The organism is Cupriavidus sp. F041 (genome assembly GCF_057814235.1).
On record NZ_JBVASY010000003.1, the window covers coordinates 274,953 to 291,501 of the forward strand.

The window sequence follows — 16,549 nt, forward strand, 5'->3', positions numbered from 1 at the left end:
CATCGCAGGCGAGTGAGCTCGTACGACCAGGACGAGGCTGGCGGGCTCGCCCACGTTTGTCAACAAGCAGAAGAATGGTGGTAGTGGGGCGGGGGAGACGAGGGCAAGGTCCTCCGCGCGAGTTCGCCGTCGTCACACAAATTGCGGAAGACCCGTTATTCGCCTCACCTAGTGCGGCGATAGCCCCTGATATTCACTGCAGAGAGGCAAAGCTGGCCGGTCGCCTAGCCCGGGCACCAGCGGCAGTTTCCATGGATTGGCCAGTGACGTGTGTCTTGGCCCTGGCAAAGACCGTCCCGGGCTTTTTAACGGCTTCCCTCAACTGTTGCCCACCGCCGGGCGGCGTCGTGGGCGACACAAGCGCCCCGCCGCCCGCCCGTGGACAACTCGCACGACGCCATCAAAAGGAACCCAACTATCGACATAAAGTTCAAATGTAAGACTTTCCAACGAAGCGGGGTAACCTCGAAAGGTTCAAGCGATTCGGTCGACTACATTCATCCCCTCCTTATTATGTGGAAAAACCTCACCTGCAAACCAAGGATGGTTTGAGTTGGCAACCGCAAATGGCTCCCAAGGGTGTCGCCAGATCGCCTCACTTATTCGACGACGATCTTGCGGTCCTTGATGAGGGTCGACAGCCTCTTGCTCTCGTCGGCCAGCAATTCCCGGAATGCGGTCCGGTCCATCGCCGCCGGTTCGGCACCGAGTTGTCCGAACCGCTGCTTGAGGGTCGGTGATGCCAGGGCCTTCTTCAACGCGGCCGAGAACCGCTCCGTAGTGTCGGCCGGGACCTTGTTCGGCGCCCAGACGCCGAACCAGATGTCCAGGCTCGCATTTCGAATGCCCAGTTCCGCGTAGGTGGGCGCATCCGGGAAGAAGGACGACTTCCTTTCACTGGCAACAGCCAGCAACTTGACCTTGCCGCTCTTGATAAGCGCCTCACAAGAAGTATCTCTATACTGTCGGGCCGAACAAGAACCGCTACATAGACGATGGCCGTATTGAAGCCGCTGGAACTGACGAAGGAAGAACGTACCGAGCTTGAGGTTCTGGCGAGAAGCCGCCGTGATTGGAGAACACGAGACAGGTCTCGGACGATTCTGATGTTTAGCAACGGCGTGCCAGCCAAGGAGATAGCCAGGCGGCAGGAGTTGACGTTGGAGGCGGTGTACGAGAGGCGCTATCGTTGGTTGGACAAAGGCATGGCAGGGCTGTCGGACGCGCCGCGTAGCGGTGCGCCGTCGAAGCTGTCGCCGGCGCAGGTTGAGCAGTTGAAGATGTGGGCGACGCAGGAGGCGCTGACGGCCGCGGAACTGCTGGCACGACTCGAAGAGAAGTTCGGGATTCGAGTTCATGTGCGACCTGAAAGTCGCTTGAGTTTCTGTTTCACTGGAGCAGGTATTACCTGATGAAACCGGTTGTTCCATCAACCGTTCCCTACCCGGGCATGCGGAGCCGGTAACAGCTCGGTGTGAAGCTCTGGGGACAACGTAGCCGCCGGATAACCGGTACGCCGAGCCGCGAGGTAAGGCCGAATCTGCCAGCACAGAGGCGGAGAGGAGCAAGGGATGAGTGGGTACGATCAACATATGTGAACTTCCGATAAACGTCGTCAGAATCAACAAGCCAAACGTGCTGACAGGCTTGGACCAAAACGGTACGCGGTGTGGAGTGGCCTTCGTGAACTGGGCCACCATGGACGACAAGCCGCCGGCGAAGAGGAAGGGTCCGCCCCGCTCGGAAATTCATGCGGAACAGGGTAAGCCCATCGCGGCGCCGGCAACGGCAGGCGAACCGCGAGGAACGCTGTTGGCGCGGTGGGTAAAGGAATGCGGAGAAAGCGAACGCCCGGCTGTAATGGACGGGATACGGGCTGAGACATCGCCCGACGCGAAAGCGGGCAGACTTCCGCGTGGTCATTCATGGCGAGATAACCTTGAACAATCGTTATACGGGGGAAAGCAGATGACGGCAACGGACGCGAAAGCTCCTGACGCTGGTGCACTCTCGAGCGCTGCGCAGATGTGGGACCATGCAAACTGGTCGCACATCGAAGCAGAGGTGAAGCGACTTCAGATGCGTATCGCCAAGGCCGCTCAGGAAGGCCGATGGGGCAAGGTGAAAGCATTGCAACGTCTGCTAACCCGCTCGCATGGCGGCAAGATGCTCGCCGTCAAGCGTGTGACGGAGAATCGCGGTAAGAGAACGCCGGGGGTGGACGGCAAGATATGGTCATCCCCGGCGGCCAGATGGAACGGAATGCTGTCGCTACGACATCGCGGCTATCGTGCGATGCCGTTGCGGCGTGTCTACATTCCCAAGAGTAATGGGAAGAAGCGTCCGTTAGGAATCCCGTGTATGCGGTGCAGGGCGATGCAGGCCTTATGGAAGCTCGCTCTGGAACCCGTCGCGGAGACCCTTGCAGACGCCAATTCCTACGGCTTTCGGCCCGAGCGCTCGACCGCCGATGCCATCGAACAGTGCTTCAACGTTCTGGCCAAGCGTGCCTCGTCAGAATGGATTCTGGAGGGTGACATTCGGGGCTGTTTCGACAACTTCAGTCATTCCTGGTTTCTGGAGAACGTACCGATGGATAAGGAGGTTCTGCGCAAGTGGCTTCGAGCCGGATATATCGATGAAGGAACCTTGTTCGAGTCACAAGCGGGCACACCCCAAGGGGGTGTGATCTCGCCTGTGATCGCGAATATGGCGTTGGACGGACTTGAAGCAGCAGTTCATGCAAGTGTGGGCACATCCACACTTGAGTGCAGAAAGGCGCAGCTCAACGTCGTCCGCTATGCCGATGACTTTGTGGTGACTGGCGTATCGAAAGATGTGCTGGAATCCCGGGTACTTCCGGCAGTCAGGCAGTTCATGGCGGCTCGGGGTCTGGAGCTCTCGGAAGAGAAAACCCGGATCACGAACATAGCGGCGGGTTTCGATTTCCTTGGCCAGAACGTGCGCAAGTACGACGGCAAGTTGCTGATCAAGCCAGCGAACAAGAGCATCAAGTCGCTGCTTGACAAGGTCAGGGGAATCATCAAGGAAAACGCGAGCGCCACGCAGGAGGCGTTGATACGACAGCTCAACCCTGTGATCCGGGGATGGGCCCAGTATCACCGTCACGTCGTGTCGAAAGCGATCTTCTCCTCAATCGACTCCCACATCTGGCAACGGCTCTGGAGATGGGCGAAGCGTCGTCACCCCCATGAAAGGAGCCCGATGGGTCCGGCAACGGTACTTCCGGCGCGACGGATACCGGTCCTGGGATTTTGCAACAGAGGGTTCAACCGAGGGTGACACCTGCGGCCTGCAACTCTTCCGCGCAACGACCGTCGCGATCCAGCGACACGTCAAAATCCGGGGACTGGCCAATCCGTTTGACCCGGCATGGGCCGCCTACTTTGCCCGCCGTCGAACCGCGAAACGTTCCGCTGGTCTGCCCGGTGCCACACAATGGTGCTGAACGAATGGCTTGAGCCGGATGCGGGGCGACTCGCACGTCCGGTTCTTAGGGGGCGGCGACGTAGTAATGCGTCGCTGCTACCCGACCGCAATACGCTGACAGGGATTCTCAAACGGGCGGGGCTGGTATGGAAGCGAACCCGGCATAGCTTAAAAAAAAGCGGGACGAACAGCGGTTCCGACAAGCCCAATCCGAAATTGGGGAGTTGGTCCAGCAAGCCCAGCGTGGCGAAATCGAACTCGCCTACGTAGACGAAGTTGGCTTCGCGCAAGCGCAGCCGAATCGAAGTGCGTGGACACCTGTCGGGGAGCAACACATGATTGAAGCCCGGCGTGGTAAGCGTCTGAACGTGGTCGGAGCACTGCTGTCCTCGGGAGAACTGTTTGCAGCGAAGTTGTGGGAGACGATGACCTCGATGCTGTTCGCTGGATTTCTCGGCCTGCTGGTCGAACACGTCGGCAAGCCGCTGACCGTGATTCTCGACAATGCTTCGGTCCACACGGCCCGCGCACTGCGGCCTTATCTCCGGCTGCTACAAACGAAAGGCTTGACGTTGTATTTCCTGCCACCGTACAGCCCGGAGCTCAATCGCATCGAGAAGCTCTGGCACAAGATGAAATACGAGTGGCTGGCCTTCAAGGCCCGCGACACCAAAACCCTTGAAGCTGATGTCGATGTAATCCTTCAGGGATTCGGGGCAGACTACAGATTCACTTTTTGTTGAAAGCTTATGCGGGAAGCCGATACCGGGATCGAAGACGACGTCGGCCTGACCGGCCATCACGTCTTGCAGGGCGGGCGCGGAGCCTTTGTAAGGTACGTGCGTAATGGAGGTGCCGTTGCTCTGGTTGAACAACTCCGCAGCGAGATGGGGCGCCGTACCAGTGCCGGACGACGCGATGGTCAGCTTGCCGGGTTGAGCCTTGGCCGACGCGATGAACTGTTTTACGTCCTTGGCTTCCAGCGTGGGGCGGGCAACGAGATACATCTGGGCGCGTCCGATCGCCATCACCGGAGTGAGGTCGCGAGAAGGCAGCAGATTGGACTTGAACAAATAGGGGTTGGCCGTTTCAACCGAGGTTGGCGCGATGAGAAACGTGTAGCCGTCGGGCGCCGCCCTGACCACTTCTCCAACCGCCATGTTGCCGCTGGCACCAGGCTTGTTGTCGACGATCACGCTCTGTCCCAGCGCTTCGGTGAGCAACTGTCCGATCGCGCGCGCCATCACGTCCGTCCCGCCGCCCGGGGCGAAACCCACCACCAGGCGAATGGGCCTGGACGGCCACGGCGCGGTCTGGCTTGCCGCCGGAAAGGCTGCACCAGCCAGCATCAAGGCCGCAAGAGCCATCACCGAACGGCGTGACAGGGAATGAACGATGGGATTGGACTTGGGATCCATGGGTGTCTCCTCGTGTGTGAATTGGTGGACGCGTCATCGATGCGCCGTTCGCATCGCTCGTCCGTGCCTTAGTCGAGTTCAGCGCTTGTTTGCCTCCCCGCCGAAGCCAAGAAAGTGCAAGTCACCGAAACATAGACTGCCGCGATGATGTTGTAAATAGGGTCTCATGATTATCCATAGGATAACTTTTGAGGTGCTGGCTCCGAGCGAGCTTGATCACGGTCCCATGCGTTTCCTGGATCACAACGTAGTCATATCGCCGCGCTGAGCGGGCTCCGAGGCGTTCAAGCCGCAACAACCCGACGGAGCGCCATCCGCCAAATGCCGTGCAAGCACCACAGAGCCGCCACGCCCTTAAAATTATCCTATAGATAACGGTATAACCCTATTTACAAAGCCAAGGCAATGTTCTACCGTTCGATCACTGGCACTTTCCTGGCACCGATCTGCACTGCATCGCGCAGCAGTCGTCCGAAAGCCCCTTCTGTTCCGCATCCGAAAATTGAGAGACAACGTGCTTGATAAGAGACAGTTTTATATCGATGGGAAGTGGGTCACACCTGAGACGGCCCGCGAGCTAGTGGTGATCAATCCATCGACCGAACAGCCCTGCGCTGTCATTTCCATCGGCGGTGTGGCCGACACCGACCGCGCAGTGAACGCTGCGCGGCAGGCGCTCGAGAGTTGGTCCAGAACCAGGCCCGCTGAACGTCTTCGGCTGGTCGAGCGACTTCTCGAAATCTACGAACGACGTGCCCCCGAGATGGCGCTCGCGATCAGTCTGGAAATGGGCGCGCCGATCGACATGGCGCTGTCCGATCACGTTGGAGCCGGCGCTTATCACACCCGGAACTTCATCACGGCGTTTCGCGAGTTTTCGTTCGAGCGGCCGCTCGGCCTGCATGCGCCCGGAGATCGCATCCTCATGGAGCCGATTGGCGTAGCGGGCTTGATTACGCCGTGGAACTGGCCCATGAATCAAGTGGCGCTCAAGGTTGTGCCGGCATTGCTGGCGGGATGCACGACGGTGCTGAAGCCCTCGGAAATCGCGCCGCTTTCATCGATGCTCTTTGCCGAGTACATCGATGAAGCCGGCTTCCCGAGGGGCGTCTTCAATCTCGTCAACGGTGACGGCGCTGGGGTCGGTACGCGCCTGTCTTCTCATCCAGATGTCGACATGATCAGCTTTACGGGCTCCACGCGCGCGGGCATCGCCATCTCCAAGGCAGCCGCCGATACGCTCAAGCGCGTGGTGCTTGAGCTTGGTGGCAAGGGTGCAAACCTCATATTCCCGGATGCGGATGCCAACGCGGTAAAGCGCGGCGTGCTTCATTGCTTCAAGAACACCGGGCAAAGCTGCAACGCACCCACGCGCATGCTGGTCGAGCGCTCCATCTATGGGCGGGTGGTCGAAGAGGCCCGGGTGATCGCGGAGAGCGTCGCAGTCGATGCGGCGCACGCGGCTGGCAAGCATATCGGTCCGCTCGCCTCGGATGCGCAGTTTCAGAGAGTCCAGGAGATGATCGAAAAAGGTATTGCCGATGGTGCGCGTCTCGTCGCCGGTGGCCTCGGCCGTCCGAAGGGACATGACACCGGCTACTTCGTCCGGCCAACCGTATTCGCAGATGTGAACAACCAGATGGCCCTCGCTCGCGAGGAGATTTTCGGACCGGTGCTCTCGATCATGCCGTTCGACAGTGAGGAAGAGGCGATCGCCATCGCAAACGACACGCCTTATGGGCTTGCCAATTACGTGCAGTCGACCGATGGCGAGAAGCGCAACCGCGTGGCTGGCCGGCTGCGATCCGGCATGGTCGAGATGAACGGCAAGCCTCGCGCTCCAGGATCGCCTTTCGGCGGTATCAAGGCATCCGGACGAGCCCGTGAAGGCGGTGTATGGGGCATCGAAGAGTTTCTCGAAGTCAAAGCGGTTTCGGGTTGGGCCGATCGGCCGAACGCACTCCAGTAGAGCAAGCCCCGAGGCAACGGCGGTCCCCGCCATTGAATGACATTGATCTGGCGCGAGGAGATGCCCCAAAGCGATATCCGGAGTTTTTCCGCGTACTCGCCTTGTCGCCACCCGACCCGCAGATTGTTGAACCGGAGAATACGGAATGAACGGCGCTGAAAGTCTAGTCACCACCCTGCTGGAGTCGGGCATCGATACCTGCTTCGCCAATCCTGGAACCAGTGAGATGCACTTTGTCGCGGCCCTGGACCAGATTCCCGGCATGCGCTGTGTGCTGGGTCTTCAGGAAAATGTCGTGACCGGCATGGCCGATGGCTACTATCGCATTGCCCGCAAACCCGCGAGCACGCTGCTGCATTGCGGGCCGGGACTCGCGAATGGCTGGGCCAACCTGCATAACGCGCGGCGGGCGAACAGCGGGATCGTGAATATCGTGGGCGATCAGGCAACCTATCATCAACCCTACGACGCGCCACTCACTGCCGATACGGCTGGTCTCGCGGGCGCCGTTTCCGCGTGGGTACGCACCAGCCGGCAAGCGGCCGATGTCGGGCGCGACGCCGCCGCCGCCGTGTCCGCAGCCCGAACCGCTCCTGGCCAGATTGCCACGCTGATCCTGCCCTCAGACACATCCTGGGACGAGGGTGGCGCGGCCGCTCACGCGCTGCCAGTGCCCGCGGCGCCGGCGATCGATCCGTTCGCCGTCGACAACGCAGCGCGAATACTGCGTCAGAACAAGAACGTACTGATTCTTCTCGGCGGAGGCGCTGCGCTTCCCAAAGCCCAGGCCCTCGCGTGGCGCATTGCCAGCGCAACCGGCGCGACCTTGAGGTACGAATACGTCATCGGACGGGTCGCGCGTGGACGCGGTCGTCTTCCAATTGAACGGGTGCCGTACAACACCGATCAGGCAATCAAGGTGCTGGCGTCGTTTCGGCACATCATCCTGGTCAATGCGAAGCCGCCAGTCGGGTTTTTCGCTTATCCCGGAAAGCCCTCCATCCAGCATTCGGCCAGCGCGCAGTTGCACTATCTGTCGCGGGTCGATCAAGACCCCGAAGCTGCGCTGCTGGCCCTGGCCGAAGCCCTGAAAGCCCCGGCCGTCGATATGCCGGGTTGCGGGCCATGCCCCGAGGCAGCTAGCGGCGCGCCGACGCCGGAAGGCCTGGCTCAGACGCTCGCGGCCTTGATGCCAGAGAACGCAATCATCTCGGATGAAAGCATTTCCTTTGGCCGTGGCTTTTACCGATTCACGCATGGCGCGGCACCGCATGACTGGCTGCCACTGACCGGAGGCGCCATTGGCGATGGCCTTCCCGTAGCAACTGGCGCCGCTGTTGCCTGTGGCGGATCCAGACGAGTCATTAGTCTGCAAGCAGACGGCTCGGCCATGTACTCGCTTCAATCCTTATGGACCCAAGGTCGCGAGAAGCTTCCCTGCACGACGATCCTGCTCAGTAACCGCAAGTACAACATCCTGATCGGTGAATACGAGAACGTTGGCGCTGTCCCGGGGCCAACTGCCATGGGCATGCTCGATTTGTCGAATCCTGATCTCGACTGGGTCAAGCTTGCGAATGGCATGGGCGTTGAGGCGGCGCGCGCCACGACGCTGGAGGGATGCGCCGATCTGATGAAGCAGAGCTTTCGTCAGGACGGCCCGTTCCTGATCGAATTGCAGATTTGACAGGGGTTGTCGTGGCATGCCCACACACTCCCGTCAAATGACAGACAGACAACATGAGTACCGGGTTGGGATCGCTGTCATGCCCTCAGTCCGAGCAAAACATTGGAGACATACGAATGAGCGACAGAGAACACGTCGGATTTCTTGGCCTTGGGAACATGGGCGCCGCGATGGCCAAGCGCCTTATTCATCCTGAGTCGAAACTTCATGTTTTCGACCCGGATCCCGAGGCCGTGTCGCAACTCGTTGAGCTGGGCGCGGTTGCCCATACGAGCCCTCGCTCGGTTGCGGATTCCGCTTCTGCCGTCTTCGCCTGCCTGCCGAGCAGCGCAGTTTGCGAGACGGCGATCTTCGGGCCGGAGGGCATTGCGGGTGGCAAGAACGTGCGCACCTACGTCGAGATGTCGACGATAGGACCGACTGCCGTCTCGTCGATTGCGCAGAGGCTTGCCCACAACAATATCGCCACGGTCGATGCGCCCGTCAGTGGCGGCCCCTCGGCCGCGCGCGCCGGCAAGCTTTCGATCATGTTGTCCGGCGACAGCAACGATATCGCACATGCCATGCCGTGGTTAAGGCAGATCGCCAAGACGATTCACAAGCTGGGCGATCGAGCCGGTCAGGCGCAGGCAATGAAGCTGGTCAACAACATCATGCTGGCCGCCAACATGGCGGTTGCATCGGAAGCGCTGACGATGGGCGCCAAGGCGGGGTTGAATGCCGACGCCATGATCGAAGTGATCAAATCCAGCACAGGGCAGAGCGCAGCGGCGGACATCCTGGCCCGATTTGCAATTCCCGGAACATTCGATTTCGGCGCGCATATTGCTATCGTCGCGAAGGATGTGGAACTGGCCATTGCCGAAGCGCGCGCCCTGGAGGTTTCCGTTCCCGTCCTGGACCAGGCCAGGGGCGTTTGGCACTCAGCGATGGAACAAGGCCGCGGTAGTGACGATTTCACTTCGATTCTCAAGAGCGTGGAAGAACGCGCCAATGTGCTGGTACGTGGAGCGCCACGACAGTGATCTGCCAATCGGCAGTCATCCACTCCAGACAATTTCAGACCCTTACGGAGAAGACCATGGATTCATCCAGCGAGAACATCCATTCGACCACCAAATCTGATGACGTCGCCGGGCTTGCCGGAAAGCTCGCATATGCCACGCTTGAGACGGCGCCACTTGTGCCGGGACGCCGAACGTTCTTCAAGTATCGCGACCTCGGCGTCACGGACGCTACGGATGGGCGCATGCGCGCCCAGATCACTATCGCGACGGGAGAAATGCAGCAGACTGGCTGGCACTATCATCTCTGCGAATCACAGTTCATTTTTACGCTGCGCGGCTGGGTCGATCTGGTGTTCGAAGACGGTCGCCAGCTTCGAGTGAGTGCGGGAGAGTCGCTCCATATTCCGGGCGGACTCAAGCATAACGAACTCGCGATCTCTGAAGACCTCGAGCTTCTCGAGGTGTCGGTTCCGGCGAAGATGGGTACGGTAGCTTGCGATGCGCCGCCGAACCTTGTCGCGCAGGGCTAATTGCACTCCGACAGACATGTCACGCTGCCGAGGTGCCAGAGAACCGGCATGGCGCGCGGTGAAACCCAATCAAATGCAAAACAAAATGACTAAAGGTTATATCTTCGCCGAAGTGGACATTCATTCTCCCGGAGCGGAATGGGAAGAATACAGCAGCAAGGTCCAGCCTACGCTGGACGCCTATGGTGGCGTGTTCCTGATTCGGGGCGGTACCCCAAACGTGCTGGAAGGCAAGGGCGAAACCGGCACTATCGTGGTTCTCGAGTTTGAGAGTCCGCAGAAGGCCGAGGAGTGGTATGCATCGGAGGACTATCAGAAAATCCTGCCTCTTCGGCTGCGCAATGCCGAGGCGCGAGTTATTTGTCTGCCGGGCGCAAACTAAGGTTTCGAGAAGCGACGGCGTCACTGGGTTCTTGCGCTCCAATGACGTCCTGTGCTTTGTCCTTTCAGACTGGCCTCTCAGAAGTGCTTCGCTTCGCCGTTGAAACAGCCCCGTGATAGACTCGAAAGCCGTTTAGGTGCCCTGCGAGTCGAGGCTCTCGCTAAAGTGGCACACGCGCGAGAAGAACGCGCAAACTGGTTCGCGGCCCGAGCCCTTTTGAGGAGTATCGACGGCTTTGACAGAAGCAAAAAAAACAGTCGCAAAACGATCCGCGGTGATGGCGGACGACGCACCTTCGGCTCCAGCGGGCAACGGTGGAGGGCGGCGCCGCATTCAGTCGGCTGACAAGGCAACGGAAGTTCTCCTCGCGCTTGTCAACGCAGGAAAGGCGACGCCCCTGCGTGACCTGGCGCGCGCCATCGGCATGCCAAATAGTCTCGCGCACCGCTATCTGGCGAGTCTGATGGCGAGCGGCCTGGCGGTTCAGAACGAAATCACCGGTCTTTATGACCTGGGACCTACCGCGGTTCGCATAGGCGCTTCGGCGCTGGCGCGTGTCGATCATCTGCGCCTTGCAAGCGAAGCCATGCCGCAACTGGTAGCCAGTACGGGACTTCCTGCACTGCTCAGCGTCCTGGGGGATCGCGGCCCGACCATCGTTCGTTGGGAGCGCAGTTTTGTTCCGTTTATCACCACGCTGTCGGTTGGCTCCACATTCCAGTTGACCAATTCTGCGACCGGACGAGTATTGCTGGCATTCACACCTGAGCAGGTCAGGAATGATCTGATCGAGCTGGCTGTCTCCCGTAATCTGGAGCAGCCGCCAGCGAAATTGCTCGAGCATCTTGAGAAGATCCGCAAGCGAGGATACGACGAAGCCGAATCGGTCCTGATTCCAGGCCTGTCAGCGATCAGTGCCCCGATACTGGATGTGCAGAACGAGGCGGCTGCCTGTCTGACGTTGATCGGCGCAAGCCCTGATGTGCAGCGTATCAAAGCCAAGGCTATCTCGTGTCTGGTAGAGACAAGTACACGTATCTCGCAAGCTTGTGGGAGCAACTTGTCGTTCGCTTGATAGTTTCAGCCGTGGCAGCCTAAACACGAATATCGCACGGACACCTCGGGATCGCGCAATAGGCGATGCCGCTTCCGGCTTGCCTTAAGCGCGATCTCCACGCCTGCCTTCGCCTTGACCATTTCCATGGTGACGTAGCCCACGCTGGCCGGACCGGACGAGCCATAACTGAGCTGGCGCGCCCCGCGCGCCTGCGCTCGCGCGGCCCCGAGTGGGAAAGCCGGGCCACGGTGCTCGCCAGCGCGTCGGCGCACTGGCTGCGCCATACCGCGGGGTCGCACATGACCGACCAGCAGGTGGACCTGCGTTTCGTGAGGGACAATTTCGGGCACGCTTCCATATCGACCACCAGCGCTTACCTGCACACGGAGGACGATGCGCGGCACGAGGCTACGCAGGGACGCCACCGGATCGGCTGGACGTCTGCCACCGCGGCGCCAGCCCACGCGCAGCCGGAGGAGGCGGTGCCGTTAGACCCCGGTGTCGGCACGCCCGGGAAATCTTCACGTTCGTGAAAGAATCCACGGCCCCCGTCACTCGGCGCTCGCGATGCTGTTCTGCCGGCACGGCGGACGGACCGCACGGCGTTCGTCACGCGCGAGGGGGGTTGCGGCGCGCGGGTCGCGCCACCCACCCACGCCGAGTTGCACGCGGGAACGATGTTCGCCACGAAGCCTCGCCGGTGCGCCCAGCAGATGGAATGGGCGTCCCGCTCAGGCTTGCAGGCCCTGCCCTCACGCCGCAGCGCTCCTCTGGCAAGCGGCCCCCTCCTGCTGATCTGTGTTCTAGTCGTTGGGTGCAAGTGCTGGCGATTAATTGCGTTTTTAGCCCAACTGACAGCGCCGGGCGCTGGGCGCTTAGATTAGACGTCTGCCATCCTGCCAGTATGATCGGACCTCGCAGATCCGACATGAGGGCCTTGGCGTCATGCTGCTCAACAGCCCGCGTTGGCGCTCGCCCCGGATCGCCGGCATCGCCATCGAGATGGCAGCACCGGCATCGACTATCGGGAGCGTTTTTCCTGCGGGACGACGGGATAAGCCTGAGCCTCTATCCGCCCTGGCAGCAAAGCAAGCGGTTGTTGTGTCAGAACATGACCCCCGACAGGTTCACCCACCCACAGGATTGCCAAGACCAGAGGGGACGGTCTAACGACACTTTGGTCTTGTCTTGCTGCTTATACCAGTTTTGGTATAATACTGCCATGACCAACAAAGAAAAATCGCTTGTCTGGATCGGGAGCAGCAAAAAGGACTTGATGGCGCTTCCGCGCTCGACGTGCGGAAGTTCTTTGGTCACGCCTTGGACTTCGCGCAGCACGGCGACCAGCACGACGCGGCGAAAGTGCTCAAAGGCTTCGGCGGCGCCGGCGTCCTGGAAGTGGTCGAAGACGATGCCGGCGGCACTTACCGCGCCGTCTACACCGTTAAATTCGCGGAAGCTGTGTTCGTCCTTCACTGCTTCCAGAAGAAAAGCAAGAGTGGCATCGCCACGCCGAAGGAGGACATGGATATCATTCGCGCCAGGCTGAAGGTAGCCGAGGCGCTGGCAAAGGAGTTAAGACATGGCAAAGCGCATGATTGACGGCATCGAGGTCGAAACCAGTTCCGGCAACGTGTTTGCCGACCTGGGCCTGCCGGATGCCGACAAGCTCAAGATCAAGTCCGGCCTGGTGATCGAAATCGCTCGCGCCGTGCGCCGTCTCGGCCTGACCCAAGACGAGGCCGCCCGACGCATGGGCATCGCGCAACCGAAGGTTTCTGGCCTGCTGCGCGGCGACTTCGCTAACCTGTCCGAACGCAAGTTGATGGACTGTTTGAACCGCCTCGGATACGACATTGAAATCAAGGTGAAGCCTGCGGCTGAACCGGTCGGGCACCTGACGCTGGCGGTTGCTTGAAGCGAGTTGCGGAGGCCGACCCTCTATCGCGTTCAGCACCGCGGAAATGTCTCTCCCCGTGGCTGGTGGCATTGCCGAAGTGCATGTCCCCATTGCAGCCGGCTTTGTCGGGCTCGTGTCCCTGCAGGCGCAGGCACGCACATTTTCACGCCGTCGTCCACGAACTCGGCGGTACGACGAACGCCGCTGCCAACTTGTTCCGGAAGTCGTGACGCGTTGAGAATTCGGGGACGAAGGAAGCCTGGGGAAGTTTTTTTTCCGCCAACTCGGTTGACCGCGCAGTAGAAGGGGGGCTTTTCGTGCATGTAAAATCTAGCGCTTTACCCCGGCGCACCGGCACGCAATCGATAGTCCGCGAGGAGTTGTGCCTGCGCGTCGAACTGTGCGGTCGTCGGGGTAGGGGTAATCGTACTTTTCGTGAATCTGGCGGTTTTGATCTAAAAATCCATATAGATCAATAGGTTGCCAGATTGCTTGATGCGCAAAACAGCAGCGAGCGAAGAGGCTTGCTGCAAGCGCCTCTTCGGTTGCCTTCCGCCACATATCGCACGAAGAGTACGATTACCCCGAACCTGCCCCAACGTCAAGCCGGTGCTGCTGCTCCAGGCCGACACCAGATGAATCGCACTTTGTTCGCCATCATGCGAGCCGCGCACGCACTTGCCGTCGATAGCAATGTGATGCCCTTCCAAACTGGACTGTGCCCGCTAATGTCTTCAAACGTTTTCTAGACGCTCTAGCGAATTGAGCCCGCGTATCAACATGTCCGCATAGCTACGCGGGTTGATATTTGCGCCACAAATAACGACAGCTACGCGCTTGCCTGCGAGCCGAGCTCTGTATGGACCCAAGGCTGCGGCGATCGCGGCCGCACCGGCCGGTTCGACCGCGATCTTTGCCTCTTGTTGTAAAAGAGCGAGCCCAGCGCAAATCAAATCGTCGTCTATCGCAACGAGGTCGTCGAGGTGCGTGCGGCACAGCTGATAAGAGTATGGCGTCACCATAGGCGGAGCGAGGCTGTCGGCGACGGTAGAAGTGCGCCCGAGTTCAATTGCATGGCCAGCCTGAAAGCTCCGGAGCATCGCGTCAGCCCCCGTCGGCTCAACGCCCAGTACTTCGCAGTTTCGATGCACCGCCTTGATCGCTGCCGCAAGACCACCGGCAAGTCCGCCGCCGCCAACTGAAACTACCACCGCATCGAGATCAGGTATTTGCTGGACTAGTTCAAGTCCTAAGGTGCCGGTACCGCAGGCAGTCCGCTCTCCGTCAAATGGGTGGAGGAACGTCATTTTCTCCTCACGCTCAATGCGCATCGCTTCGGCAAACGCTTCAGACGGTGGCTTTAATATCACTTCGGCTCCAAAGTCGCGTGCGAGCCTGACGCGCATAGGGTCTGCGATTGACTGCATGACGACCTTCGCACGAGTACCCATCTTCGAGGCGGCCCACGCAACGGCCACAGCGTGATTTCCTGCACTTACTGCGGTTACACCACGCTTGAGCGCGTCAGGAGATAACGCAAGCATGTTCGCAAGCGCTCCGCGAGCCTTGAATGTGCCGGTGTATTGGAATAACTCCAACTTGAGTACAAGCTGCGATATTCCCTTGGGCACAGTTCCCGGCCATGGAATAGCGGGCGTGCGACGCACATAAGAAAACAGTTCAGCAGCGGTGTTCTCTATCTGTTTTAGTGTCGGCATGTTCTCTTCTTTCTGCTTTAGTGTGGGCATGTTCTCCTCTTTCCGGAAATCTCTGCCGGTTTGGCGCGTCAATATTTCATCGGCTTTCGCTGGCGCGGGACCATATGTCGCTTCTTCATTTCTGCCATTGCTTCACCAACTCGATCATTCATGAACTTCGAGAAAACCTGCTGCGCCACGCGAGGCCCATCAGCGCGCCGTATTTTGCGGCGCGGCGACCGCGCTGGCGGCCAGGCCATCGGGACGGGCGATGCGTGCCTGCGCCCACTCGGCCACCAGCAGCCCGGCCGCGATGAGCACGGCACCGACGAGACCCAGCGCGTGGGGGTCGATCCAGGTGATGGCGGCACCTCCAAGCAAGCCCGACATCGATACGCCGACATAGATCGCGGCCGAATTCAGCCCCAGGAGCAGCGGCGCGGCGGTGGGCGTGATGCTGATCAGGCGATGCTGCTGCGGAACGACCAAGCCCCATCCGCACACGCCCCAGACGACAAGGGCGGGAATAGCGGTGGCGAGCGACGCCGAGGTCCAGGGCAACAGCGCGAAATCGAGCGCGACGAGCGCGATCGTGGCATTGATGATGCGGCGGCTTCCGAAGCGGTCGGTCATCCGGCCGGCAGCCAGGTTGCCGGCCGTCGCCGCCACGCCCCACAGCAGCAGCAGTCCGGCCAGGATGCGCGCGTCGCCGCCCGTGGCCCGGTCGAAGCTCGATCCGATGTACGTGTAGACCAGGAAAAGACCCGAGTAGACGAGCCATGTCGTCAGCAGCGTCAGCAGCACCCGGGCATCGCCCAGCGGCGCGAGCCGACGTGCGAGGCTGACCGGCGGCGGCGTCGGGATATCGCGCAGGCGCCAGGCCACGCCCATCGCGGCCAACGTGCCGACCGCCGCGACAAACCACATCGTCGCGCGCCAGTCGAGCCAGCCGCCGATGAAGGTGCCCAGCGGCGCGCCCAGCGCGGTGGCACTGGACAGCCCGGCGACAACGATAGCAAGCGCGCGGCCCCGCTGTTCGGGAGGCACCAGCGACGCACCGGTGGCCGTCGCGGTCGGGCTGAACATTGCGGCCCCCAAGCCGGCGATTAGGCGGCTGGCCAGGACGAGCCCGATGCTGGGCGCCACGGCCGTCACCACGTTGCCCAGCACGAACACGGCAAGCCCGGCCAGCAGCAGCCGCTTGCGCGGCCAATGGGCCGCCGCCGCCGCGATGACTGGCGAAAGCAGCGCGTAGCTCATCGCATAGAGCGTGACCATTTGCCCGGCCAGCGCCACCGATACGCCCAGCGATGCCGAAACCTGGGAGAGCACGCCAGCTACCACGAAGCTGTCCGTACCGATGGCAAACATGCCGCTGGCCAGAATTATCAGACGTTTATCCATTTGGAAGTCCTTTTGCGACACATGCGGGCCATCCAGGCGCACGTTGGG

At 60.6% G+C, this 16,549-nt stretch carries 14 protein-coding genes and 3 pseudogenes; 12 read left to right on the forward strand and 5 right to left on the reverse strand.

The window, feature by feature from the left end; translation table 11 throughout:
- Positions 1-599: 599 nt before the first annotated feature.
- The gene (locus tag ACZY0R_RS39885) at positions 600-1,073 is read right to left on the reverse strand and encodes a tripartite tricarboxylate transporter substrate-binding protein (protein WP_488867320.1); all 474 of its coding nucleotides are present in this window, start codon (positions 1,071-1,073) and stop codon (positions 600-602) included.
- Between ACZY0R_RS39885 and ACZY0R_RS39890 the strand changes: the two genes are divergently transcribed.
- From ACZY0R_RS39890 to ACZY0R_RS39900, 3 genes and pseudogenes are all read left to right on the forward strand, one after another.
- A complete protein-coding gene (locus tag ACZY0R_RS39890; protein ID WP_488858095.1) occupies positions 996-1,412 on the forward strand; it encodes a helix-turn-helix domain-containing protein in 417 nt (138 codons plus the stop codon). The two genes, ACZY0R_RS39885 and ACZY0R_RS39890, sit on opposite strands and share 78 nt — an antisense overlap.
- A 271-nt stretch (positions 1,413-1,683) precedes the next feature.
- Positions 1,684-3,303, forward strand: coding sequence for a group II intron reverse transcriptase/maturase (gene ltrA, locus ACZY0R_RS39895; protein ID WP_488866916.1), 1,620 nt, complete (start codon positions 1,684-1,686; stop codon positions 3,301-3,303).
- A gap of 371 nt (positions 3,304-3,674) precedes the next feature.
- Positions 3,675-4,097 (forward strand): annotated as a pseudogene (locus tag ACZY0R_RS39900) (IS630 family transposase); the annotation flags it as partial.
- Here the strand turns inward: ACZY0R_RS39900 and ACZY0R_RS39905 are convergent.
- The gene (locus tag ACZY0R_RS39905; RefSeq protein ID WP_488866918.1) at positions 4,002-4,868 is read right to left on the reverse strand and encodes a tripartite tricarboxylate transporter substrate binding protein; all 867 of its coding nucleotides are present in this window, start codon (positions 4,866-4,868) and stop codon (positions 4,002-4,004) included. The pseudogene ACZY0R_RS39900 and the gene ACZY0R_RS39905 overlap by 96 nt on opposite strands.
- 514 nt (positions 4,869-5,382) lie before the next feature.
- Between ACZY0R_RS39905 and ACZY0R_RS39910 the strand changes: the two genes are divergently transcribed.
- The 6 genes from ACZY0R_RS39910 to ACZY0R_RS39935 all read left to right on the forward strand — a co-directional run bounded on the left by ACZY0R_RS39910 (position 5,383) and on the right by ACZY0R_RS39935 (position 11,518).
- Positions 5,383-6,837, forward strand: coding sequence for an aldehyde dehydrogenase family protein (locus tag ACZY0R_RS39910; protein WP_488866920.1), 1,455 nt, complete (start codon positions 5,383-5,385; stop codon positions 6,835-6,837).
- A 145-nt stretch (positions 6,838-6,982) separates the two neighbouring features.
- The gene (locus tag ACZY0R_RS39915; RefSeq protein WP_488866922.1) at positions 6,983-8,524 is read left to right on the forward strand and encodes an acetolactate synthase large subunit; all 1,542 of its coding nucleotides are present in this window, start codon (positions 6,983-6,985) and stop codon (positions 8,522-8,524) included.
- 116 nt (positions 8,525-8,640) lie between these two features.
- Positions 8,641-9,549: an NAD(P)-dependent oxidoreductase gene (locus ACZY0R_RS39920; RefSeq protein WP_488866924.1), complete on the forward strand. Its 909-nt coding sequence runs from the start codon at positions 8,641-8,643 to the stop codon at positions 9,547-9,549.
- A gap of 56 nt (positions 9,550-9,605) precedes the next feature.
- Positions 9,606-10,061, forward strand: a complete 456-nt coding sequence (locus tag ACZY0R_RS39925) for a cupin domain-containing protein (RefSeq protein ID WP_488866926.1) — start codon at positions 9,606-9,608, stop codon at positions 10,059-10,061.
- 85 nt (positions 10,062-10,146) lie between these two features.
- The gene (locus ACZY0R_RS39930; RefSeq protein ID WP_488866928.1) at positions 10,147-10,443 is read left to right on the forward strand and encodes a DUF1330 domain-containing protein; all 297 of its coding nucleotides are present in this window, start codon (positions 10,147-10,149) and stop codon (positions 10,441-10,443) included.
- A 235-nt stretch (positions 10,444-10,678) separates the two neighbouring features.
- Positions 10,679-11,518, forward strand: coding sequence for an IclR family transcriptional regulator (locus ACZY0R_RS39935; RefSeq protein ID WP_488866930.1), 840 nt, complete (start codon positions 10,679-10,681; stop codon positions 11,516-11,518).
- 5 nt (positions 11,519-11,523) lie between these two features.
- On the opposite strand, the gene ACZY0R_RS39940 is transcribed toward ACZY0R_RS39935, so the two are convergent.
- Entirely contained in the window at positions 11,524-11,772 is a 249-nt protein-coding gene (locus ACZY0R_RS39940; protein ID WP_488867352.1) for a hypothetical protein, read from the reverse strand.
- Here ACZY0R_RS39940 and ACZY0R_RS39945 point away from each other — a divergent pair.
- The 3 genes and pseudogenes from ACZY0R_RS39945 to ACZY0R_RS39955 all read left to right on the forward strand — a co-directional run.
- Positions 11,707-12,033, forward strand: a pseudogene (locus ACZY0R_RS39945) (tyrosine-type recombinase/integrase); the annotation flags it as partial. The gene ACZY0R_RS39940 and the pseudogene ACZY0R_RS39945 overlap by 66 nt on opposite strands.
- Positions 12,034-12,722: 689 nt before the next feature.
- Positions 12,723-13,102 (forward strand): annotated as a pseudogene (locus tag ACZY0R_RS39950) (type II toxin-antitoxin system RelE/ParE family toxin).
- On the forward strand, positions 13,083-13,418 hold the full coding sequence (locus ACZY0R_RS39955) for a helix-turn-helix domain-containing protein (RefSeq protein WP_488866932.1): 336 nt from the start codon (positions 13,083-13,085) through the stop codon (positions 13,416-13,418). Before ACZY0R_RS39950 ends, ACZY0R_RS39955 begins: the two are co-directional and overlap by 20 nt.
- 716 nt (positions 13,419-14,134) lie before the next feature.
- Here ACZY0R_RS39955 and ACZY0R_RS39960 read toward each other — a convergent pair.
- Entirely contained in the window at positions 14,135-15,148 is a 1,014-nt protein-coding gene (locus tag ACZY0R_RS39960; RefSeq protein WP_488866934.1) for a threonine ammonia-lyase, read from the reverse strand.
- A 159-nt stretch (positions 15,149-15,307) separates the two neighbouring features.
- Positions 15,308-16,501, reverse strand: a complete 1,194-nt coding sequence (locus ACZY0R_RS39965) for an MFS transporter (protein ID WP_488866936.1) — start codon at positions 16,499-16,501, stop codon at positions 15,308-15,310.
- Positions 16,502-16,549: the final 48 nt, after the last annotated feature.